Origin of the sequence: Devosia sp. (assembly GCF_041917035.1) — a bacterium.
In the GTDB taxonomy this organism is placed as follows: domain Bacteria; phylum Pseudomonadota; class Alphaproteobacteria; order Rhizobiales; family Devosiaceae; genus Devosia_A.
Map to the genome: position 1 here is coordinate 1 of NZ_JAYRYM010000046.1, position 19,854 is coordinate 19,854.

General features: G+C 66.1%; 27 protein-coding genes. 14 read left to right on the top strand and 13 right to left on the bottom strand.

The features are described from left to right. A partial coding sequence (locus tag ACE3TU_RS07300) for a CCA tRNA nucleotidyltransferase (protein WP_374622138.1) occupies positions 1 to 972 on the top strand: 972 nt, incomplete at its 5' end. Here ACE3TU_RS07300 and ACE3TU_RS07305 read toward each other — a convergent pair. The 3 genes from ACE3TU_RS07305 to ACE3TU_RS07315 all read right to left on the bottom strand — a co-directional run bounded on the left by ACE3TU_RS07305 (position 969) and on the right by ACE3TU_RS07315 (position 2,567). After that, on the bottom strand, positions 969 to 1,163 hold the full coding sequence (locus tag ACE3TU_RS07305) for a DUF1059 domain-containing protein (RefSeq protein WP_374622140.1): 195 nt from the start codon (positions 1,161 to 1,163) through the stop codon (positions 969 to 971). The genes ACE3TU_RS07300 and ACE3TU_RS07305 overlap by 4 nt on opposite strands. Before the next feature lie 67 nt (positions 1,164 to 1,230). Further along, positions 1,231 to 2,100: an oxygen-dependent coproporphyrinogen oxidase gene (gene hemF, locus ACE3TU_RS07310; protein WP_374622142.1), complete on the bottom strand. Its 870-nt coding sequence runs from the start codon at positions 2,098 to 2,100 to the stop codon at positions 1,231 to 1,233. After that, entirely contained in the window at positions 2,097 to 2,567 is a 471-nt protein-coding gene (locus ACE3TU_RS07315) for a tRNA (cytidine(34)-2'-O)-methyltransferase (RefSeq protein WP_374622195.1), read from the bottom strand. The genes hemF and ACE3TU_RS07315 overlap by 4 nt, the downstream gene beginning before the upstream one ends. Before the next feature lie 210 nt (positions 2,568 to 2,777). Here ACE3TU_RS07315 and petA point away from each other — a divergent pair, with 210 nt between their 5' ends. The 7 genes from petA to ACE3TU_RS07350 all read left to right on the top strand — a co-directional run bounded on the left by petA (position 2,778) and on the right by ACE3TU_RS07350 (position 8,583). After that, on the top strand, positions 2,778 to 3,320 hold the full coding sequence (gene petA, locus ACE3TU_RS07320; RefSeq protein ID WP_374622144.1) for a ubiquinol-cytochrome c reductase iron-sulfur subunit: 543 nt from the start codon (positions 2,778 to 2,780) through the stop codon (positions 3,318 to 3,320). Positions 3,321 to 3,333: 13 nt separating this feature from the next. Beyond that, on the top strand, positions 3,334 to 4,626 hold the full coding sequence (locus ACE3TU_RS07325) for a cytochrome bc complex cytochrome b subunit (RefSeq protein WP_374622146.1): 1,293 nt from the start codon (positions 3,334 to 3,336) through the stop codon (positions 4,624 to 4,626). Positions 4,627 to 4,645: 19 nt separating this feature from the next. Then, on the top strand, positions 4,646 to 5,515 hold the full coding sequence (locus tag ACE3TU_RS07330; RefSeq protein WP_374622148.1) for a cytochrome c1: 870 nt from the start codon (positions 4,646 to 4,648) through the stop codon (positions 5,513 to 5,515). A 142-nt stretch (positions 5,516 to 5,657) separates the two neighbouring features. Then, entirely contained in the window at positions 5,658 to 5,879 is a 222-nt protein-coding gene (locus ACE3TU_RS07335; protein WP_374622150.1) for a hypothetical protein, read from the top strand. 50 nt (positions 5,880 to 5,929) lie between these two features. Further along, positions 5,930 to 6,460: an adenine phosphoribosyltransferase gene (locus tag ACE3TU_RS07340; RefSeq protein ID WP_374622153.1), complete on the top strand. Its 531-nt coding sequence runs from the start codon at positions 5,930 to 5,932 to the stop codon at positions 6,458 to 6,460. Positions 6,461 to 6,573: 113 nt separating this feature from the next. Continuing rightward, a complete protein-coding gene (locus tag ACE3TU_RS07345; RefSeq protein WP_374622155.1) occupies positions 6,574 to 7,299 on the top strand; it encodes a response regulator transcription factor in 726 nt (241 codons plus the stop codon). Continuing rightward, positions 7,300 to 8,583, top strand: a complete 1,284-nt coding sequence (locus tag ACE3TU_RS07350; RefSeq protein ID WP_374622157.1) for an ATP-binding protein — start codon at positions 7,300 to 7,302, stop codon at positions 8,581 to 8,583. A gap of 16 nt (positions 8,584 to 8,599) precedes the next feature. Here ACE3TU_RS07350 and ACE3TU_RS07355 read toward each other — a convergent pair whose 3' ends face one another. Continuing rightward, positions 8,600 to 9,334 carry an EF-hand domain-containing protein gene (locus tag ACE3TU_RS07355; RefSeq protein ID WP_374622159.1) on the bottom strand — a complete coding sequence of 245 codons (735 nt, stop codon included), beginning with the start codon at positions 9,332 to 9,334 and terminating at the stop codon, positions 8,600 to 8,602. A gap of 214 nt (positions 9,335 to 9,548) precedes the next feature. On the opposite strand from ACE3TU_RS07355, the gene ACE3TU_RS07360 reads away from it, so the two are divergent. From ACE3TU_RS07360 to ACE3TU_RS07370, 3 genes are all read left to right on the top strand, one after another. Then, positions 9,549 to 10,982, top strand: coding sequence for a sensor histidine kinase (locus tag ACE3TU_RS07360; protein WP_374622162.1), 1,434 nt, complete (start codon positions 9,549 to 9,551; stop codon positions 10,980 to 10,982). After that, positions 10,979 to 11,668: a response regulator transcription factor gene (locus ACE3TU_RS07365; RefSeq protein ID WP_374622164.1), complete on the top strand. Its 690-nt coding sequence runs from the start codon at positions 10,979 to 10,981 to the stop codon at positions 11,666 to 11,668. The genes ACE3TU_RS07360 and ACE3TU_RS07365 overlap by 4 nt, the downstream gene beginning before the upstream one ends. A gap of 162 nt (positions 11,669 to 11,830) precedes the next feature. Next, positions 11,831 to 12,040, top strand: a complete 210-nt coding sequence (locus ACE3TU_RS07370) for a hypothetical protein (RefSeq protein ID WP_374622166.1) — start codon at positions 11,831 to 11,833, stop codon at positions 12,038 to 12,040. A 56-nt stretch (positions 12,041 to 12,096) separates the two neighbouring features. Here the strand turns inward: ACE3TU_RS07370 and ACE3TU_RS07375 are convergent, their stop codons facing one another. The 9 genes from ACE3TU_RS07375 to lgt all read right to left on the bottom strand — a co-directional run bounded on the left by ACE3TU_RS07375 (position 12,097) and on the right by lgt (position 18,446). After that, positions 12,097 to 12,459 carry a hypothetical protein gene (locus ACE3TU_RS07375; RefSeq protein WP_374622168.1) on the bottom strand — a complete coding sequence of 121 codons (363 nt, stop codon included), beginning with the start codon at positions 12,457 to 12,459 and terminating at the stop codon, positions 12,097 to 12,099. Between the two features lie 4 nt (positions 12,460 to 12,463). Then, complete coding sequence (locus ACE3TU_RS07380) at positions 12,464 to 13,021, bottom strand: MaoC family dehydratase (RefSeq protein WP_374622170.1); 558 nt, start codon at positions 13,019 to 13,021, stop codon at positions 12,464 to 12,466. Beyond that, a complete protein-coding gene (locus tag ACE3TU_RS07385; RefSeq protein ID WP_374622172.1) occupies positions 13,018 to 13,545 on the bottom strand; it encodes a MaoC family dehydratase in 528 nt (175 codons plus the stop codon). The genes ACE3TU_RS07380 and ACE3TU_RS07385 overlap by 4 nt, the downstream gene beginning before the upstream one ends. A gap of 41 nt (positions 13,546 to 13,586) precedes the next feature. Beyond that, entirely contained in the window at positions 13,587 to 14,231 is a 645-nt protein-coding gene (locus ACE3TU_RS07390; protein ID WP_374622198.1) for a methyltransferase, read from the bottom strand. Further along, positions 14,216 to 14,626, bottom strand: coding sequence for a hypothetical protein (locus ACE3TU_RS07395; RefSeq protein ID WP_374622174.1), 411 nt, complete (start codon positions 14,624 to 14,626; stop codon positions 14,216 to 14,218). The genes ACE3TU_RS07390 and ACE3TU_RS07395 overlap by 16 nt, the downstream gene beginning before the upstream one ends. Positions 14,627 to 14,726: 100 nt before the next feature. Then, positions 14,727 to 15,656 (bottom strand): ribose-phosphate pyrophosphokinase, encoded by a 930-nt coding sequence (locus tag ACE3TU_RS07400; RefSeq protein WP_374622177.1) that lies wholly within the window; start codon positions 15,654 to 15,656, stop codon positions 14,727 to 14,729. A gap of 116 nt (positions 15,657 to 15,772) precedes the next feature. Next, positions 15,773 to 16,552, bottom strand: a complete 780-nt coding sequence (gene pgeF / locus ACE3TU_RS07405) for a peptidoglycan editing factor PgeF (RefSeq protein WP_374622179.1) — start codon at positions 16,550 to 16,552, stop codon at positions 15,773 to 15,775. Next, a complete protein-coding gene (locus ACE3TU_RS07410; protein WP_374622182.1) occupies positions 16,552 to 17,628 on the bottom strand; it encodes a class I SAM-dependent methyltransferase in 1,077 nt (358 codons plus the stop codon). Before ACE3TU_RS07410 ends, pgeF begins: the two co-directional genes overlap by 1 nt. Further along, complete coding sequence (gene lgt, locus ACE3TU_RS07415; RefSeq protein WP_374622184.1) at positions 17,625 to 18,446, bottom strand: prolipoprotein diacylglyceryl transferase; 822 nt, start codon at positions 18,444 to 18,446, stop codon at positions 17,625 to 17,627. Before lgt ends, ACE3TU_RS07410 begins: the two co-directional genes overlap by 4 nt. Positions 18,447 to 18,540: 94 nt before the next feature. On the opposite strand from lgt, the gene ACE3TU_RS07420 reads away from it, so the two are divergent. The 3 genes from ACE3TU_RS07420 to ACE3TU_RS07430 all read left to right on the top strand — a co-directional run. Then, positions 18,541 to 18,780, top strand: coding sequence for an accessory factor UbiK family protein (locus ACE3TU_RS07420; RefSeq protein ID WP_374622187.1), 240 nt, complete (start codon positions 18,541 to 18,543; stop codon positions 18,778 to 18,780). After that, positions 18,777 to 19,493, top strand: a complete 717-nt coding sequence (locus ACE3TU_RS07425; RefSeq protein ID WP_374622190.1) for a metallophosphoesterase — start codon at positions 18,777 to 18,779, stop codon at positions 19,491 to 19,493. Before ACE3TU_RS07420 ends, ACE3TU_RS07425 begins: the two co-directional genes overlap by 4 nt. A gap of 44 nt (positions 19,494 to 19,537) precedes the next feature. After that, on the top strand, positions 19,538 to 19,854 hold a 317-nt coding region (locus ACE3TU_RS07430), incomplete at its 3' end, for a metallophosphoesterase (RefSeq protein WP_374622193.1).

Consider the following 19,854-nt stretch of genomic DNA (forward strand, 5'->3'; position numbering starts at 1 on the left):
GGGGTGGCCGTCCATCCTACGGGGATCGAGCATGGGACCCTGACGCTGAGGCTGGACGACCTGGTTGCCGAGGTGACGACGCTGCGGCGAGACGTCGAGACGGACGGCCGTCGCGCCGTCGTCGCTTTCGGTACCGACTGGCGCGAGGATGCCGCACGCCGAGACTTCACCCTCAATGCACTCTACGCAGAGATGGACGGCAACCTGTTCGATCCACTCGGGGGGCTGCAGGACTGCCTCGCCCGCCGGGTGCGGTTCATCGGGCGGCCCGAGCAGAGGATCGAGGAGGACAGGCTGCGGGTCTATCGGTTCTTCCGCTTCACGGCCAGCCATGGAGGGGAGCAGTTCGATTCCGGAGGGCTGAAGGCGTGCGTCGCTGCTGCCGATTCGCTCGGCAGCCTCCCGGCCGAGCGGATCGGAACCGAGATGCGCCGCATGCTGGCACTGCCGAGGGTCGCCAGGACGCTGGCCGCGATGCAGTCTGCGTCCATTCTCGATCTGCCGCCCATCACCCTGGAGCGGTTGCACTTGTACGAGCGCCGTGCGCGCCGCACGGAACTGGCGGCGCGCCTCGCGATCGTCCTGGCCGAGACGGATGCAGCCTGGTTGCGCGCGCACTGGCGCCTGTCCAACGAAGATCTCCGCGTGGCCGAGTCCATTCTGACCGTGTCGCGACTGCTCGTCGATTTCAACCTGAACGAGGCCGCCTACAGGTATCCGGCGGCTCTCTCCGAAGGGGTGGAAGTGGCAGCGGTCCTGCACCAGTGGAGCGAGGCCGGACGTCTCGCCGTCCGCGAGCAATTGGAGCGTCTGGACGTGCGGCAATTCCCGATCGGGGGGGCGGACCTTATCGAGCGCGGCTTCTCACCCGGTCCGCAACTCGGGGATGAACTCCAGCGGCTCGAGCGACTCTGGATTGACAGCACCTTCACGCTCGACCGGGCCGCTCTGCTTGCCGCGGTGCGAATCTAGCGCTGTGGCCGGATCGCCTCGACGTCCTCGACGCGTGCCTTGATCTGCTCGATCAGGCCGGGCCGCACCTCCTGCTCATCGTGAGCGATGCGCAGGTGTTCTGCGGCCCTGCGGACCACCTCGGACATATCCTCGGCCGAGGTATGCCAGGTGCAGCCGGGAACGAGGGTTCCGCATGCAAAGGTCTTCATGGCGTGTCCTCCTTCTTCCTAACGGACGAAGGATGGCAGCACATTGGGGCGCCGGCGTGGCCCGGGCTCAGGGCCACTTCACCGATGGGGGCATTGACGACAGGATCGAGGTGACGTTGCCCCCTGTCTTCAGGCCGAATGTCGTGCCCCGGTCATAGAGCAGGTTGAACTCGACATAGCGGCCGCGGCGGATCAGTTGCTCATCGCGGTCGGCCTCGGTCCACGGCGTCTCGAAGTTGCGCCGCACGAGTCGCGGGTAGACGTCGAGAAAGGCCCGGCCGACATCCTGGGTGAAGGCGAAGTCAGCCTCCCAGTCGCCGGAATTGTGGTTGTCGTAGAAGATGCCGCCAACGCCGCGCGGCTCCTTGCGATGCGGCAGATAGAAGTAGTCGTCGCACCACTTCCTGTAGCGGGGGTAGTCGGCGCCGTGCGTTTCGCAGGCCTTCCGGTAGGCCGCGTGGAAGTCGCGAGAGTCGGGGTCCTCCTGCGTGCGGCGGCGGTCGAGCACCGGCGTCAGGTCGCCGCCGCCGCCGAACCACCAGTTGCCGGTGACGATCATGCGCGTGTTCATGTGAGCGGCCGGCACATTCGGGTTCCATGGATGGATGATCACCGATACCCCGGCGCTCCAGAATTCGGCGCCCGCCTCGGTGTGCGGCATCTGGCGGGCGAATTCCTCGCTGAAGCGGCCGTGGACCACCGAGACGTGCACCCCCGCCTTCTCGAACACCCGCCCGTGCAGCATGCCCATCTCGCCGCCGCCGCCGGCCTCCCGATCCCATGGGGTGATCACGAATCTCCCCGCCGGTCGGTCTGCATGGGGGCCCGTGACCTCGGCCTCCAGCCGATCGAGGGCCTCGCAGAGCTGGCTGCGAAAATCGCGGAACCAGTCGGCCGCGCGTTGCTTCCTTGAGTCAATATCAACAGGTAAGGTCATGAGAGGCCTGCAAAAACGTTAGTCTGACGGAGCGCCTCTCCTAGCACAAGGCTGCCGGCCACGGCCACGTTGAGCGACCGCATTTCTTGTCGCATCGGGATTCGCACGCGCAGATCCGCGTGCCCGGCTACCACGTCGGGCACGCCGGCGCTCTCGCGCCCGAGCAGGATCACGTCGTCGGCTGCGTACTGAGCATCGTAGACCGAGAGGCTGGCCTTGGTGGTCAGCAGCACCAGACGCCGACCCGCTGCGCGGCGCCAGGCATCGAAGTGGTCGTAGCTGTCGTGCTCGGCGAAGCGGGCGTGCTCTAGGTAGTCGAGTGCGCCGCGCTTGACGGCGCGGGGCGAGAACGGAAAGCCGGTGGGGTGAATGATGTGCAGCGTGACCCCGAGGCAGGCGCCGAGCCTGAGCAGGGTGCCGGTGTTCTGCGCGATGTCGGGCTGATAGAGGGCCAGTTCGATGGTGATTCACGCCTCCTCCTGCCGGGCCGGCATGGCGGCTGCTATAGTGTCGCAGCGGGGGAAAGTCACCTTGCGCGCGGCTGGACAAGCACAGTGGAGAGTGCCAAAAGAGCGGCCAAATCACGCGCCGTTGAGGGCGGGGTCGGCTATGGTTGCGCGGGCGACTGCGGCCGGCCACTCGGGCGGTGATCAAGGCACAAGAGACGGAAGCTTACCTTGGCAACGCAATCCAGTACGGCACATCAAGACGCCCCGAATCCCGGGCGGCGCGATTTCCTTTATGTTGCAGCGGGCGCCGTCGGCGCGGTGGGCGTTGCAGGCGCGGTCTGGCCGTTGATCAACCAGCTCAACCCCGATGCTTCCGTGCTGGCGCTGGCCAGTGCCGAGTTCGACCTTTCCGGCGTCGAGGAAGGCCAGTCGGTGACCGTCAAGTGGCGCGGCATGCCGGTGTTCATCCGCCACCGCACCGCGACCGAGATCGAGGAAGCGAAGGCCGTGCCGCTTTCGGACCTCAAGGATCCCCAGACGGATGCCCAGCGTGTCAAGGAAGGCCATGAGCAGTGGCTGATCATGATCGCCACCTGCACCCATCTCGGCTGCATCCCGGTGGGTGAGGCGGGAGAGTTCGGCGGCTGGCTCTGTCCGTGCCACGGGTCGCAGTTCGATACGGCGGGGCGCATCCGCAAGGGTCCGGCACCCACCAATCTGGTGTTGCCGCCCTATGAGTTCATTTCCGATACGCAAGTGAAGATCGGCTGAGGGGCAACTGAGAATGGCCAGCCACGAATCCAGCTATACCCCCGGCAATCCCGTCGAGAAGTGGCTCGACGATCGCCTTCCGATCATCAGGTTCTCCAAGGAGCACCTGATGGACTATCCGACGCCGAAGAATCTCAACTACTGGTGGACCTTCGGCGGCATTCTTGCCGTGATGCTGGTGGTGCAGATCGTCACCGGCATCGTGCTCGCCATGCACTACACGCCAAACGTGGCGATGGCCTTCGACTCTCTCGAGCATATCCGGCGCGACGTGAATGGCGGCCGCATCATCCAGGCGGTCCATGCGGTGGGCGCCTCGATGTTCTTTGCCGCCGTCTACCTGCACATCTTCCGCGGGCTCTACTTCGGCTCTTACAAGGCGCCGCGCGAGGTGCTGTGGATTCTCGGCGTCCTGATCTTCGTGCTGATGATGGCTACGGCCTTCATGGGCTACGTGCTGCCCTGGGGCCAGATGAGCTACTGGGCCGCGCAGGTGATCACCAACATCTTCGCCGCCATACCGATCGTTGGCGAGCCGATCCTGCTCCTGCTGCGCGGCGGCTTCACCGTCGACAACGCGACGCTCAACCGCTTCTTCTCGCTGCACTACCTGCTGCCGTTCGTGATTGCCGCGGTGGTCGCCCTGCATATCTGGGCGCTGCACATTCCGGGCAACAGCAACCCGATCGGGGTCGAGGTCAAGTCCAAGCGCGACACGGTTCCGTTCCATCCCTACTACACGATGAAGGACCTGTTCGCGATCGTGGTCTTCTTCATCCCGTTCGCCTGGTTCGTCTACTTCGCTCCGGATATCCTGGGGCACGCGGATAACTACATCCAGGCCAACAGCCTCGTGACGCCGGCCCATATCGTGCCGGAGTGGTACTTCCTGCCGTTCTACGCCATCCTGCGCGCCATCGACTTCAGCGTGCTGTTCATCGACAGCAAGCTCGGCGGTGTCATTGCCTTCGGCGGTTCCATTCTGATCCTGTTCTTCCTGCCCTGGCTCGATACCTCGAAGGTTCGGTCCGGAACGTTCCGGCCAATCTTCAAGTGGTTCTACTGGCTGTTTGTCGTCAACTTCGTGATGCTGGCCTATCTCGGCGCGTCGCCTGCGGATTCCAGTGTCCTTGGTCTCACGGTCGCCGACTTCTCCAAGCTGTGCACGGCGTACTACTTCCTGTACTTCCTCGTCATCCTGCCGTTGCTCGGACGCCTTGAGACGCCGCGCGCACTGCCGGAGTCGATCTCCGAATCCGTTCTCAAGAAGTCGGCCGGCGGGTCTCCTGCCGCCGCAGCGCACTGACATCCGGGGCCGAACGACAATGAGCAAGACAAGAAGCCTTTTCGGCGCACTGGCGGTGGCGATCGCACTGGCAGTAACCCCGGTGGTGGCGGCGGACGCGCACTCGACGCCGGAAATCCAGAAGCAACAGTGGAGCTTCGCCGGCATTTTCGGCACCTATGACAAGAACCAGCTGCAGCGCGGCTTCCAGGTGTTCCGGGAGGTCTGCGCGGGCTGCCACAGTGCGCGACTGCTGGCGTTCCGCAATCTGGGCGAGCACGGCGGGCCCGAGTTCAGCGAGGCGCAGGTGAAGGCACTCGCCGCCGAGTACGAGATCGCGGATGCGGAGGCCGAGGGTGGCGTGCGTCCGGGAGTTGCCGCCGATCGCTGGCCGGGTACGGGGCAGGCCGACGCCGATCTCGTCGCTGCGTTCGGCATCGTGCCGCCGGACTTCTCGGTGATCGCCAAGGCGCGCAACACCTCGCAGCCGTTCCCCTGGTGGCTTCTCAACTACATCACGCCCTACGCGGAAGGCGGCCCGGACTACATCCACGCCCTGCTGACGGGATACCACGAAGAGGTGCCCGAGCACGCCGTAGATGCCGAGGGCAAGCCGTTCCAGCTGCCCGAGGGCAAGTACTACAACGACTACTTCCCTGGGCACGCCATCGGCATGGCGCCGCCGCTCAGCGACGGCGTCGTCACGTACGGCGAGTCGGAGGGCGGAGTGGTCGTACCGGAGACCGCCGATCAGTACGCCCGAGACGTCTCGGCGTTCCTGATGTGGGTCGCAGAACCGCACCTCGTTGCACGCAAGGAGGCGGGGCTCCAGGTCATCGTCTTCCTGATCCTGTTCGCCGGTCTGATGTATGCGGTCAAGCGGCGGTTGTGGTCGAAGGTCGAGCACTAGGTCCGTTCGTCGCGTTTCGCCAGTCTACGAGGGGGCCGATGGCCCCCTCTGTCGTCTCTGGGCTATCGTCGGGTGTCGGCGATTGCTTGCCGTTCTGCTCGAGAATGGGGTAAATTGCCGCCAACGGCCCGGAGGTATGAGGATGTCGATCCTGCGAACAGCTCTTGCTGCGGCGAACATCGCCAAGGCTGTGGTCCGCAGTCCCGCCGTGCGGGCCGGGGTGGCGCTCGCTCCGGTGCTGCTGTCTCCGGCGGTGCGGGCCAAGGCGCGGGAAGCGGCGCTTTCGACGGCCTACGATGCAGGCCGGATGGCGCGCGCCGTCGTCGACAAGGCCCGTTCGACGGGCCGGCCGGATCGGTCTTGACCCCGAACGCAATCTCCGCTCACCTCCGCCGGTAACCGGGGCGGATTCCAATGCTCGATCTCAAGGCGCTCGTTCGCGCCATTCCTGATTACCCCAAGAAGGGTATTCTGTTTCGTGACATCACCACACTGATCGAAAACCCGGCGGGCTTTCGCGAGAGCGTCGAGCGCCTCGCCGAAGCACACCGCCATCTCGGCATCAGCCATGTCGCGGGCATCGAGGCGCGCGGGTTCATCTTCGGCGCAGGTGTGGCCATTGCCCTGGGTGTCGGCTTCATTCCGGTGCGCAAGAAGGGCAAGCTGCCGGGCGAGACGATCGGGCAGAACTACGCCCTCGAATACGGCGTCGACACCATCGAGATCCACGCCGACGTCGTCGGACCGGGCGACAAGGTCCTGCTGGTCGACGATCTCATCGCCACCGGCGGGACGGCGCTCGCCGCGGTGACCCTGCTCCGTCGGACCGGCGCGGAGGTATCTCATAGCGGGTTTGTTATCGACCTGTTCGATCTGGGCGGGGCCGAGAAACTGCGTCACGTCGGTGTCGAGGTGTTCAAGCTGATCGACTTCGAGGGCCATTGAGCAAGGCGTTCGCATATTGCCGAACGTTGCCGTGACCTGGCAGGCGACGTTCGGCAGCAATATGCGGGGGTCGAGCGCTTGCCATCGCCCCGCCTGCGGGGGATGTTCGCCGCATGTCGACCACACCTCATGTTCTTGTCGTTGATGACGATCAGGAAATCCGCAAGCTGCTTGGCCGCTATCTGAGGGAGCAGGGGTTCCGCGTCTCGCTGGCTGGCACCAAGCACGAATTCATCGAGCGGGTGACCATTGAGAAGCTCGACATCGTGGTGCTCGATGTCCTCTTGCCGGATGGTTCGGGACTCGACCTCTGCCGCTATCTGCGGCAGCGGGCACCGCATGTGCCGGTGGTGCTGGTCACGGCCCTCAAGGAGGAGGTCGACCGGATCATCGGCCTCGAGATCGGCGCGGACGACTATCTGGGCAAGCCGTTCAATCCGCGGGAACTGGTGGCGAGACTGCGCGCTGTGCTTCGCCGGTCGGGGCTGGCCAGGGTTGAGGCAGGCCGCGCCGGCACGGCGTACCGCTTCGCTGGATTCGTGGCCGATGCGTCTACCCGCCGGGTCCTCACGGCCGGGGGCACCGACGTCGAACTGACGGGGGCCGAGTTCGAATTGCTGCGCGTCTTTCTCGATCGCCCCGGCCGGGTCTTGTCGCGCGAGCAGTTGCTGGATCACTCGCAAGGGAGGGAGGCGGGGCCGCTCGACCGCTCGATCGACGTGCTGGTGAGCCGCCTTCGCCGAAAGCTCGGTACAGTGACCGACGAGGTGCTTTTCAAGACCGTGCGTAACGGGGGGTACCAACTGACCGTCGCGGTGCAAAGCGACAAGACGGCCTAGATGCGCGGACTTGGGCTGAAGATCGCCGCGATCCTGGTCGTCTCGATCGTCGCAGTGGTTGTCGTCGCCACGATCGCCACGGCAATGATGCTTGCGTCTGGCGAGAGCGACCGGTTGATGGGACCCATGGCCCGGCACATGGCCCTCACGAGTTCGTTCATCACCGAGGGTGACCGCGACGTGCCGCCGCCCCCGCCACGCGCGCCGCGACCGGACTTTGCGGCCGGTCTCCCCGCCGGGACACTGAAGGCCGATATGACCGAGGCGCTGCAGCGGGCTCTGGCGGCGGAGGGTGAACTCCGGCAGGTCAGCGTGGTCGATCCCGGGTTCGGCGATCCGGTCGCCGCCCTGAAGCTGCAGGATGGGCGCTATCTGCTCTTCTCCTTCCCCAAGGCGATGGGCCCGCCGCGCGAACTCTGGTTCGCGCTCGGCGCCTGGCTGTCCCTTGTGGTGCTCGGCGTCGTGGCGGTGGCGCTGTGGATGGCCCGGCGAGTGACCCGGCCATTTGCGCTGCTGGAGCACGCCGTCGCCTCAGTTGGGCCCGACGGAGTCCTGCCGCATACGCCGGAAGTCGGGTCAAGGGAGGCGCGCCAGACCGCCGTAGCCCTCAATGCGCTGTCCGACCGACTGCGGTCGGCGATGGAGAGCCGGATGCGTCTTGTGGCCGCCGCTGGCCACGACCTTCGAACGCCGATGACGCGGATGCGGCTGCGGGCCGAGTTCCTTCCCAGCGAGGACCGCCAGGCATGGCTCGACGACCTCGATGAGCTGGACGCGATCGCCGACAGTGCGATCCGCCTGGTCAAGGAGGAGGGCGCCGGCGAGGACCGCCGACCCGTGGCACTCGACGTTTTGCTGGGCGAGACCGTCGAGGAACTCACATCCGCCGGCCTGCCCGTCGTTTTGACCGGGGCAACGCCGCTTACCGTTGTCGCCGGTCCGCTCGGCCTGCGGCGCGCTCTGCGCAACCTCATCATCAATGCGGCGACGCATGGTGGTGGTGCAACGGTTGCGCTGATCGACGACACCGCGGAGGCAAGGCTGGAGATCAGCGATGGCGGGCCCGGCATTCCGGAAGAACTGATCCCTCAGGTGTTCGAGCCCTTTTTTCGGGTGAACCCCGGCCGCAAGCAGAGTTCCGGGGGTGCCGGTCTCGGCCTCGCCATCGCCCGTGAGATCATCGAGCGGTTCGGCGGCAGTATCACGATCAGCAATCGCCCGGAAGGCGGGCTGCTGCAGGTCGTGCGGCTGAAGTCGGTCCCTCCGGCCGGGGGGCGGCCTTGACCGCCCCCCTCGGGTTTCAAGCAGCGCTCTCGAAGACCCGCGAGAGCGTCGAGGGCAGATCTTCGGACCGGTTCGCCCCGGAATAGGCGTTCTGTGCTGCCGCGAGCAGATCGAGAGCCAGCGAGTCGGAGTCCTCCTCTTCGTCCTTCTCGTCGCCCTGTGGCGGACGACCGCCAGGTGGGGGGCCGCCGGGTCCGTTCGGCCCGCCGGGACCGCCGCCAGGTGGAGGACCACCCGGTCCGCCCTCGGCCAGGCTGGACTTCAGGTCATCGAGAAAGTCGGACGACTCGGCCTCGGTGACCGCTCCGTCACCATCGGCATCGATTATCGAGTACAGCGCCTGCAACGCGTCGTCGCTGAGACTTGCCGCCGAGTCGCTCGCGGAGAACTCCTCGAAAGAGACTGTCTCCGAGCCGTCCGCGTCAGTCGCGGCGAAGACGTCGCCATTGCTGGGCGGCTGGTCTCCGGCCAGCAGTTGGGTCATGAACTGCATGGCCTGGCGCTGCTCTGCGATCTGGCTGTCGAAGGCGTCCTTCTCGTCGTTGGTGACCGACCCGTCGCCATCTGCGTCCATGGCGCTGAACAACCGCTCGGCCCGCTCGGCGCTCCTGGCATCGGCCGCGCTGCCAGGCGCCGCCGTCTTCATCTCGTCGAGCGAGATGCCGCCGCTCGCGTCGCTGTCGATCGTACTGAAACTGGGTGGCTGGAACGACCGCATCGGCGACGTGCCGCCCACCGCACTGATGGACATGTTGACCTCCTTTGTCGGCCGAATGCCGGCCGCAAGAGGCAGGTCGCGCCCAGTTCCTTAACTGGGCGTTAAGCCCTGCGCGGGGCCGTGTCCCGGCATTGCGGCTCCGGCAGCGGAAACGCAGCGAAACAAAACTCCCTGCGGTCGCGGCTCGCGCGCCCGCAGCTTCCCAGTCACGCAATTAGTGCTAGGGTCAATCGCGAGGAGTGCTGCTTTGCAAGGCTTTCGCTGGCTGGTGGGTGCGTTGACGGCAGTAGCCGTGCTGGCGGTGCTGGCCGGCATCGGCCTCGCCTATATGGCGCTAAGCGAGTCGCAGCGGATGGCCGAACGCCTTGACGGGCTGCAGAGGCGGCTCGAGGTCCTTGCCGGTATCGACGGCGCAGCCAATCACTACGGCGAGCAGGTGGCAGTCGTGCTGCTGACCAGGCGCGAGGACCTGGCCGACCTGCAGTCGACGCGGGTCGCCCTCGAGCGGCACTTCGCCCGGCTGTCCCAGGTGACACGCGCCGAGATCGAAAGGTTGTCGGGGCGGGGCGCGGTCGATGACGAACTCCATACGCTCGACAATGCTCGGCGCATGACGGAGCTGTACCATGCGATCGATCGTTCGACGGCACGGGCCCTGGTCCTGCTTCGGGATGGGGCGACGGACGAGGCCATCGCCATGTTCCGGACGGATGTGTCCTTTCGGCTGACCAACGAGTTGCAGCCGCTCATCGACGCAGACATCCTCGGCGAGCGCAGTCAGACTGCCCGTGTCGTCGCGGCGGCCACCGAGAGCCGGCAGCAATTCATGGTCCTCGGCGGGGTATTAGGTGCCGCGGCGCTCGTGGCTGCCCTGTGCCTGGGCATCGCGCTCGCCTGGGGGGCGCGTCGCGCTTCGGCCGGGCTTGCCAGGCAGGCCGACGCCGCGGCCGCGGCGCTGCGTGCCGCCCAGCAGCGCCTCAGCGAGTCCGAGGTGCAGCATACCCAGTTCCTCACCGACGTGAGCCACGAACTGCGCACCCCCCTGACCATCTTGCGGGGCGAGGCCGATGTGGCCCTGCGCTCCGAAGGGGATGGCAGTGAAATGCGTCTGGCGCTCGAGCGGGTGCAGGCCCAGGCCGAGGAAATGGCAGAGCTGCTCGAAGACATGCTCGCGCTCGCCCGCACGGATCCGAACGACTTGCCGTTCTCGCCGACGGCCCTGCGGATCGACGAGCTGATCGGGGCAGCGGCCGAGGAGGGGGCCGTCCTGGCCGAGCCCCGCGAGGTGACGGTCGCCACGCATGTCGGGTCGGGGCCGGCGCTGGTCAACGGCGATGGACGGCGACTGAAGCGTGCCCTGCTGATCGGCATCGACAATGCCGTCAAGCATTCCCCTCCCGGTGGACGGATCGCGCTCTCGGCCGAACGCGACGGCGACCACATCGCGATCGCCATCATGGACGACGGTCCGGGAGTTCCGGAGGACGAACTGCCGCACGTCTTCGACCGCTTCTTCCGTGGCCGCGCGGAGAAAGAAATGCAGAATCGCGGCATCGGCATCGGTCTGTCGATCGCGCGGGAGATCGTCGAGCAGCACGGGGGGCGTTTGTGGCTCGAGAACCGGCCGGAAGGTGGAGCGGCATTGAGAGTTGTTCTGCCTTGCGAGGCACCAGCGAAATGAAGACCCTGGTCATCGAGGACGATCGGCGGATTGCGGCTTTCCTGGATCGCGGCCTGTCGGCCGAGGGGTACCGGGTCACCGTGGAACTGGATGGCCGCGACGGGCTCGAGCGGGCTCGCAGCGGTGAGTTCGAGCTGGTCATCCTCGATCGCATGCTGCCCTATGTGGATGGCCTGGAGATCGCACGTTTGCTGCGCGAGGAGCACTCGCCTGCGATGATCCTGATGCTGACCGCCAAGGACTCGCTTCGTGACAAGGTCGAGGGACTGCGGGGTGGGGCGGATGACTACCTTACGAAGCCGTTTGCCTTCGAGGAGTTGCTCGCGAGACTCCACGCCCTGAAGCGTCGGCATGCGGCGCCCGATGTCGAGTCGGAGTTGCACATCGGCGGGCTGATGCTCGATCCGCAATCGCGCCGGGTCAGCAGGGCAGGGCGGGACATATCGCTGACACCCCGTGAGTTCGAGCTCTTGCGGTTCCTCATGACGAACGCCGGCAAGGTGGTCAGCCGGGAGCGCCTGCTCAACGGGGTATGGGATTACGGCTACGATCCGGGCACCAAGATCGTGGACGTCTATGTGCGCTACCTGCGGGCCAAGATCGACCTTCCGGGCGAGCCATCGTTGATCCAGACCGTGCGCGGCGTCGGCTACATGATCGGCAAGACGCGGCGCGAGGACCTCTGAGCCAGATCGGGTTCATTGCACGCCGGTCAGGCTCACTGTCGCGAACGGTATAGCCGCGCGCGGCCCCGCTCGTTCTCTCTCCGAATTCTAAACGAGCGCTCAACGTCACCTAACCTCAAATGCTTATCCTCCCTCGTGTTGAGACATGCGGGACTAGCACAAATGGATGGTTGGCCTCCGGTAAACTGCCGCCGCTTCGATGGAGAGGGCGATCTGGACTTTCGGCGTCGTTCGGCGCGCGTCTCCGAGATCGTCACGGCGTTTCGGTTCGGACGCGTGGAGTATGACGAAGGCGAGCGTCTCGAGCGCGAGCTCGACAAGCTGCAGAGCCCGGCCTACTACCACCGCTATGAGATGTCCGCGCGCCACTGAGCACGCAGCAGAGCCGCCAAAGCCCCGCATCGCGGGGCTTTTTTCTTGCGGACGGCCTACCCTCGCGGGGTACAGGTGAGGACGTTCTTGTCGGGCGTGAAGAGCTGCAGAATATCGCGTCCCTGCTCGTCGAACGTCAGAATCGCCATCGTGATTCCAGCACCCTGCAGCAGATTGCCGTCGAGGAAGGTGACGCCGTTGCTGGCCATCTCGACCGTGCCTGTTCCCGAGGCGGCACTGTTGAAGTTCGCCGACGCGTAACCGTAGGACCCCGCATAGATGGTCAGGAGCCCGGCGCGGGTTCCGTCGATGTTGGCGCGGCAGCCCCAGTTGCCTTCAACGCCCACTCCGCTCAGTGACTGGGCCGAAGCCGGACCGGCAGCGAGCAGGGCGACAAGAGCGACAGCGCAACGCATCATGGACTCAGCTCCGTTGAGCGAGCAACTTCCCCAATCCGGGGATTTTGGTCAACGCCCCGAGCACGCGCAAGCGCAGCGGCATGCGGTAGTCGCGCAGCTTGGAGAAACCGACCAGTTCGGCGTGATAGACGGTCTCACCGTGCTGGTTCACGGCGTCGAGGCTGTTGAACAGCAGGCCCCAGCCCGGGATGGAGTTGGATGGGCGCTTGCTGGTCACGGTGAGCGTATAGCTCACCGTGTCGCCAGGGCGTACCGGAGCCCTGAAGTCCATGCGATTGACGCCGGGAGAGGGGCCCGAGACGCCCGGCTCCTGGCCAAGGCCGCGCAGGCGCTCCTCCTCCGCGCCCAATGCATCGACCATCTTGCGATGGCCGATGACGACGGTGTGCCACCCGGAAGCAACCAGCCCGCCGAAATGGCTGTGGCTCGCCTGATCCGGATCGAGGTGGAAGTACTGCGGATCATACTGCCGGCCGAAACGCACGATCTCGTCGGCACCGAAGGTGTGGCTGCCGAGGGGGAAGGCCTCGTCAATGGTGATGTCTTCGAACCAACGGGTCACGTGGCACCCCCGCCATGCTCGACGTCGTAGGGCTGCGAGGGCGTCGGCATGGTGCCGGACTGTGGGTCGCGCGTCTCGACAAGGTTGGCGAGGCGCATGCTCATCACAGGCTGGCCCTTCTGGTTGCGGATGTCGAAGTCGATAAGCACGATGCCCCATTGCGGGTGGCCGCGTGAGCGGCGCAGTTCGGCAATGGTCGCCGCGCCCGATATGGTGTCGCCCGACATCACCGGTCGCTTCCATTTGAGGTCGGAGAAGCCGAGACCGCCAGCCGAGGCGACGCGCGACAGGAAGGCCTCTGTGACCATGCGCAGAGACAGTCCGGCGGTCTGCCAGCCTGATGAGGCGAGCCCGCCCAGGAGCGACTTGCGTGCCGCCTCCTCGTCGAGATGGAAGGGCAGAGGATCGAACTCGGTGGCGAACTCGATGATCATCTCCCGCGTCACGGTGATCGCGTCGAGCTCGATGCGCTCCCCCAACGCGAGATCCTCGAAGTGACGGCGGTCGGCTGTGATGGGGTTCATGATCGTTGACGTATACGTCAACAGCGACCAGGCCGGCAAGCTCAAGGCCGCAGCGCGTAGACCGTCGCAGGTATCTCCGAACCGGCACCGATGCCGAACTCGGGAACCGCGTAGGTGGCAAGCGGCAGGAGTCGGTGCAGTGGCAGGTCACGGCGCCCGGGATCGCCGATCAGCACCTGCGCGCCGCTGCCAAGGTAGCGGTCGAGGATCGCCAGCGACGCCCCCGCAACCCGTCGATCGTAGAAGACATCGCCGGCAAGGACGATCTCGGGCTCGGGCGTCGGGTCATCGGGGGCAACGACCGTGAGCGCGACGCTGTTGGCTTCGGCGTTCAGCGTGGTCGCGGCGCGAGCGAGAGGATCGCTGTCCGTGGCCCATACCCCGGCGCCGGCGCCGGCCGCTGCGATGGCGACGAGCCCGGATCCGCAGCCGAAGTCGAGCACCCTGCGGTGAGCGACGCACTCGGGATGACGAGAGACGTGACGCGCGAGGGCCGCACCGCCCGCCCATACATAGGCCCAGAATGGTGCGGGGCCGAAGCCAAGATCGCCCAGGCGACTGCCGGGGTGGGCACGATACAGCCGGATGTCGGCAAAGCCGGGTGCGGGGGCGAGTATCAGACGCGCGCGGATGAAGGCGCCGGGGTCGCCCAGTGCATCCGCGGCGCCCTTCAGGTGCCGCCCCAGGTCACGGCGACGCGGAACAGCCCCGCATAGGCGGGGAAGGCGAGGAGCGAAAGGCCGGCGAGGACCACCGGCGTTCGCCGGGTTGCGTTGCCCGCCACCATGCCGATCCAGACGACGAGGCCGACGAGGCCGATCGTCAGCGCAAACAGCATGCCGAACCAGCCCATCGCACCGTCGGCGAATTCCAGGACCAGCGGCGCGGCCAGCGAGGCGAGCAAGGGGGGCAGCAGCCAGACGACCTGCTTCTCACGCCAGGCGATGGCCAGCGCAACGCCTCCCAGGAAGAGCAGCAGAGCAACGCTGGGCAGGATCGTCAGAAGGCCAACGGAACCGCCCAGTAGCAGGGAGGGGGCCGTCAGAAAGCTCAGCAGCAGGCTGGAATACTGAACAGACATGGCAATCCGAAGATATTGGCGGGACGGTCAGTATCAGGTAAGTCCGCGGCGCAACATTGGACGCGGCACGGCAAATGCCGACAGTATGGGCCATGACGGCTCAGTCGAGAAGACTGGAAACACTCTGTTCGCTGGCGGTGCGTGCGATGGCTTCGCCCATCAGCGGGGCAATCGAGATGCGACGGATGTTCGGAGCGGCCTTCACCGCATCGGTGAGCGCGATCGAATCGCTGATCACCAGCTCCTTGAGCTTGCTGCGTGCAATTCGCTCGGCGGCGCCGTCCGAGAGCACACCATGCGTGATGTAGGCGGATACCTCGGTGGCACCAGCCTTGAGCAGGGCCTCGGCCGCGTTGACCAGCGTCCCTCCCGAATCGACAATATCGTCGATGAGGATGCAGGCATGACCCGCGACGTCGCCGATGATGTTCATCACCTCGGACACTCCGGCGCGCGGACGGCGTTTGTCGACGATGGCGAGGTCGGCATTGATCCGCTGCGCGGTCGCCCGGGCGCGGGCCACGCCGCCGACGTCGGGCGACACGATCATGACGCCATTGGTGTAGCGTTCCTGGATGTCTCGTACCATCACCGGCGCGCCGTAGAGGTTGTCGGTCGGGATATCGAAGAACCCCTGGATCTGCGCGGCGTGCAGGTCGAGCGTTATGACGCGGTTGACCCCGGCCTCGGTGATCAGGTTAGCCACCAGCTTGGCCGAAATCGGGGTGCGTGAGGCGGATTTGCGATCCTGCCTGGCGTAGCCGAAATAGGGGATCACCGCGGTGATGCGGCGGGCCGAGGAGCGACGAAGCGCGTCCGACAGAATCAGCAGTTCCATCAGGTTGTCATTGGCCGGGAACGAAGTGGACTGCAGGATGAAGACATCCTCGCCGCGCACGTTCTCGTGGATCTCGACGAAGATCTCCTTGTCGTTGAAGCGCTTCACCGTGCAGTCGGTGAGAGGGACCTCGAGGTAATCGGCGACGGCTTCGGCCAGGGCAGGATTGGAATTGCCGGTGACGAGTTTCACAAGCGCGCTCCGCGGCGGGCCGCGCGGAAGGCGCAGGCTCCGGTTGGCGGGTCTTTAGCTGTCGCCGCGGCCAGGCGCAATGCGCCTTGTGGGGGATGGCCCGCGGAATCCTCCCGCTAGGCTTCGAGAGCCATTCCGATGACGCTCAGTTGCCGACCTGCCACGGCGCCCTGATGCGTGGCATAGCGGTGGGAATAGTATTTCTTGGGCTCGGCGTAGGTGCAAAGCTTCAGGTCGTCGACAATGCCGACACCGGCCGCCATCAGGTGGTCGAAGAGGAACCCGGGAAGATCGAAGTGCTCGCGCCCGCCGCCGGATCGCGCAATCCGATTCTCGGCGTCGCGATGCTCGCGGAGCAGGTTCGCGGCAAATTCCGGTCCGACCTCATAGTTGGGAAGTGAAATCGTCGGCCCGATCGCCGCAACGATCCGGTCCGAGCGTGCGCCAAGATCGACCATGGCCGCAACCGTCGCCTCGGCGATCCCCCCGACGGCGCCCTTCCAGCCGGCATGCGCGGCGCCCACCACGCCCGCCTCGGCGTCGGCGAACAGGATCGGCGTGCAATCTGCGGTGAGGATGCCCAGGGCGAGGCCGGGCACGCGGGTAACCACGGCGTCGGCCTCGGGCCGCTCGCCCGCTGCAGGGCGGCGCGTGACCTCGAGGACGGTAGCCGAGTGAACCTGCCGCAGCCCCACCAGCGCTTCCGGGGCGAAGCCGAGCAGGGCGGCAATGTCGGCGCGGTTGCGAGCAACGCTGGACGGCCTGTCCTCGCTGGCTTCCGAGGCGTTCAGCGAGGCGTAGAGCCCGGTCGAAGTGCCGCCACGTCGCCCGAAAAACCCGTGTCGGATGCCCGGCAGGCGGGCGAGGGAGCGGCTTTGCTCAAAGGGAATTGTCATCAGCTGAATCCGATGGGCTCCAGGCCATCGCTATGGACGCACAGGACCTTGAACAGCGTGCCCATCTGGCCGGAGTCGGTGAGGCGATGCAAGGCCGAGGCAAGGACGTCGGACTGCCCGGGATTGGCCCGGGCGAGGGCCGAGGCGCGTTCGACGATGCCCAGGCGGCCGAGGAAATCGCGCTGTGTCGCCACCGGCGCGACCGACAGGCCCTCGGCCCGGGCAACGCGTCCGAGGGCGGCGAAATCGACATGGGCGGAGAGATCTGCCGCACCGGGTTCCGCGAGCGGGTCGGCAAAACCGTGGTTTTGAACGGCCTGCAGGGTCTCGCCGGTTTGTGTCCGGTCGTACCCGTAGTCGATGGCGAGCACGGCACCGGTGTGCGTCGCGATCCGGCGTGCGAGGCGCTGCATAACGTCGGCGGCGGCGAGGTTGGCCTCGTAGACTTCACCTGCCGCGGCGTTGCGGACGGCCTCCGGCATGGCAGCAGCGGGCAAGGGGGTGGGCGAGAGGCCCAGGACCCGCCGGCCATCGATCAATCCGACCTGGCGCTCGTGCCAATTGTCCCCGACCCTGACGAACTGGCGGATGGGAAGGGCATCGAAGAACTCGTTGGCGACCACGATCAGCGGGTCGTCGGCGACGGCGTCGATTTCGTCCGACCAGTACGGACTGTGTTGCCCGAGTCGTTCGCGCTGCAATGCGCGCAGCGCGGGGTTGGCCTCGAAGAGTTGCAGGTGGCAGGCGTCAAGGAAGCCCTCGGCGCGGGCGGCGACACGCAGCGCATCCTGCATCAGGGTGCCGCGGCCCGGGCCTAGTTCCAGCAGGGTGAAGCTCTTCGGCTGGCCCAGTTGCTGCCAGAGATTGACGACGAAGAAGCCGATCAGCTCACCGAACATCTGACTGATCTCAGGCGCGGTGATGAAGTCGCCGCCGGCGCCGAGTGGATCGGTACCGGAGTAATAGCCCGACCTCGGGTGCGTCAGGCAGAGTCCCATGTAGGTGGCAATCGACATTGGTCCGTGGTGGACAATCTGCCGATCGATGAGGTCGCCGAGGGAGAGGGGATCGGTCAACGGGCCGGCCTCAGGGAGCAGTAGACGAGGGCGATGCCGGCCAGCAGGACGGGCAGGCTGAGCACCATGCCCATGGTCAGCCAGCCGCCGAACAGGTACCCGATCTGGATGTCGGGCAGGCGGAAAAACTCGACCAGGATGCGCGACACCCCATAGCCGATGCCGAACAGCCCGGCGACCAGGCCAGGATGCTTGAGGGCGCGCGTGTGGTTGGTCGCGAAGCGCAGCATCGCGAAGAGCAGCAGCCCCTCCAGCGCGGCCTCATAGAGCTGGCTGGGGTGCCTCGGCACCTGATCGGGATCGGTCGGGAAGACGACGCCCCACGGCAACGTGGTCGGCGCGCCATAGAGTTCGGCATTGATGAAGTTGGCGATGCGACCGAGGAACAGCCCGATTGTTCCGATCGCCCCCAGCAGGTCCATGGCGGAAAGGATGCTGCCCTTGTGGTGGCGCGTGAACAACGCCATCGCCAGCATGATGCCAAGCATACCGCCATGGTAGCTCATGCCTCCGTCCCACAGGGCGATGATCTGGGCGGGGTCCGAGAGATAGTGGGGCAGGTTGTAGAACAACACGTAGCCCAGGCGACCGCCGAGCACGATGCCCAGAACGGCCCAGAAGGCGAAGTCCCAGATCGCCGGGGGTGGAAAGGGGGCGCGGTTGTCCCTCCACAGTGCGTGCCGGGCGAGAAGGGTAGCGCCATACGCCGCTCCGAGCAGCACGCCGCCGAGGTAGGCGAGAGCGTACCAGCGGACGACGAACGGGCCGATGGCAAAGGCGACTGGGTCGATGTTCGGAAAAGGCACACCGCCCTCCATCTGGTCTGCGGAGACCTTTTAGGCTGCCGCCCGCACTGGTCAAGCCGGATGGCGCGGCCTAAATAGCAGCCAGACGCAACAGCGAGGACGTTCGATGACCCAGGGTAGCAAGCTTTTCGACGAGCTGGGTAAGCTCATGAACAACGCCGCAGGGGTCGCGGACGGGGTGCGGCGCGAAATCGAGACGGCGGTCAAGTCCCAGCTTGAGCGACTGGTCAACGACATGGATCTGGTCAAGCGCGAGGACTACGACGCGCTGCGCGAACTGGTGATGGCGCAAAGCGCCGAGATCAAGGAGCTGAAGGCGGCCGTGGAGGCGCTCGGTTCGAAGTGAGGCTGGCGGTTATTTCCGATGTTCACGGCAACCTCCACGCGCTGGATGCCGTGCTCGAGGACATCGCGCGCCAGCGCGCCGAACAGACAGTAGTCCTGGGCGATTTCGTCAGCGGTCCTTTCGATCCGTGTGGCGTGGCAGACCGCTTCATCGAACTGGGCCTGGTCTCGGTTCGCGGCAATCACGACCGGTTCATCACCGATGGGCGCGCGGACGACTGGGCCATCGATGCACTCGCTCGCAGCCTGCTCGATGAGCGACAGGCGGCCTGGCTGGCCGGTATCCCGGCGACGGCCACGCTGGGCGACGAGGTGTTCCTCTGTCATGGCACCCCGCGTGACGACAATACCTTGTGGCTGGACGGGGTGGGCCCGGACGGCAAGCTCTTCCACCGTTCCCGCGAGTCGATCGAGGCGGAGGCCAGCGGATTCCCCTTCCCGGTCCTGCTTTGTGGTCACAGCCACATCCCGCGGACACTTCGGCTTGCCGACCGGCGGCTCGTCGTCAATCCAGGAAGTGTCGGCCTGCCGATGGCGATGGGATCGACCGATTCTCGCTACGCAATAGTTGAGCGTCGGGATGGCGACTGGTCGGTAAGCCTGAGGGCCATACCCTACGATCACGACGGGGCCGCGCGGCAGGCCCGCGACAATGGCTACGAGAACTGGGCAGAGGCCGTTTCGACCGGGTGGCCCCTGCCGAGGGACCTGTAGAGGCCATCCTTCGGCTCGCCGCAATTGTCGGGGACCCTGATGCGATGAAACTGGCAGTGATCTCCGATATTCACGGCAACCGCCTGGCCCTTGAAGCCGTCGAGGCCGATATCGCTCATGTCGGCGTGGATGCCACGGTCAATCTGGGCGACCTCCTGAGCGGCCCGCTCGATCCGCTCGGAACGCTCGATCGGCTGCGGGAACGGAACTATCCGACCATCAGGGGCAATCACGACCGCTGGCTGGTCGAGAGGACGCCCGACAGCATGGACAAGGTCGACCGGTTCGTGGCGAACCAACTCGATGCCGAGCGGCGCGACTGGCTGCACGCTCTGCCCGCGACCCTGGTCATCGACGGCGA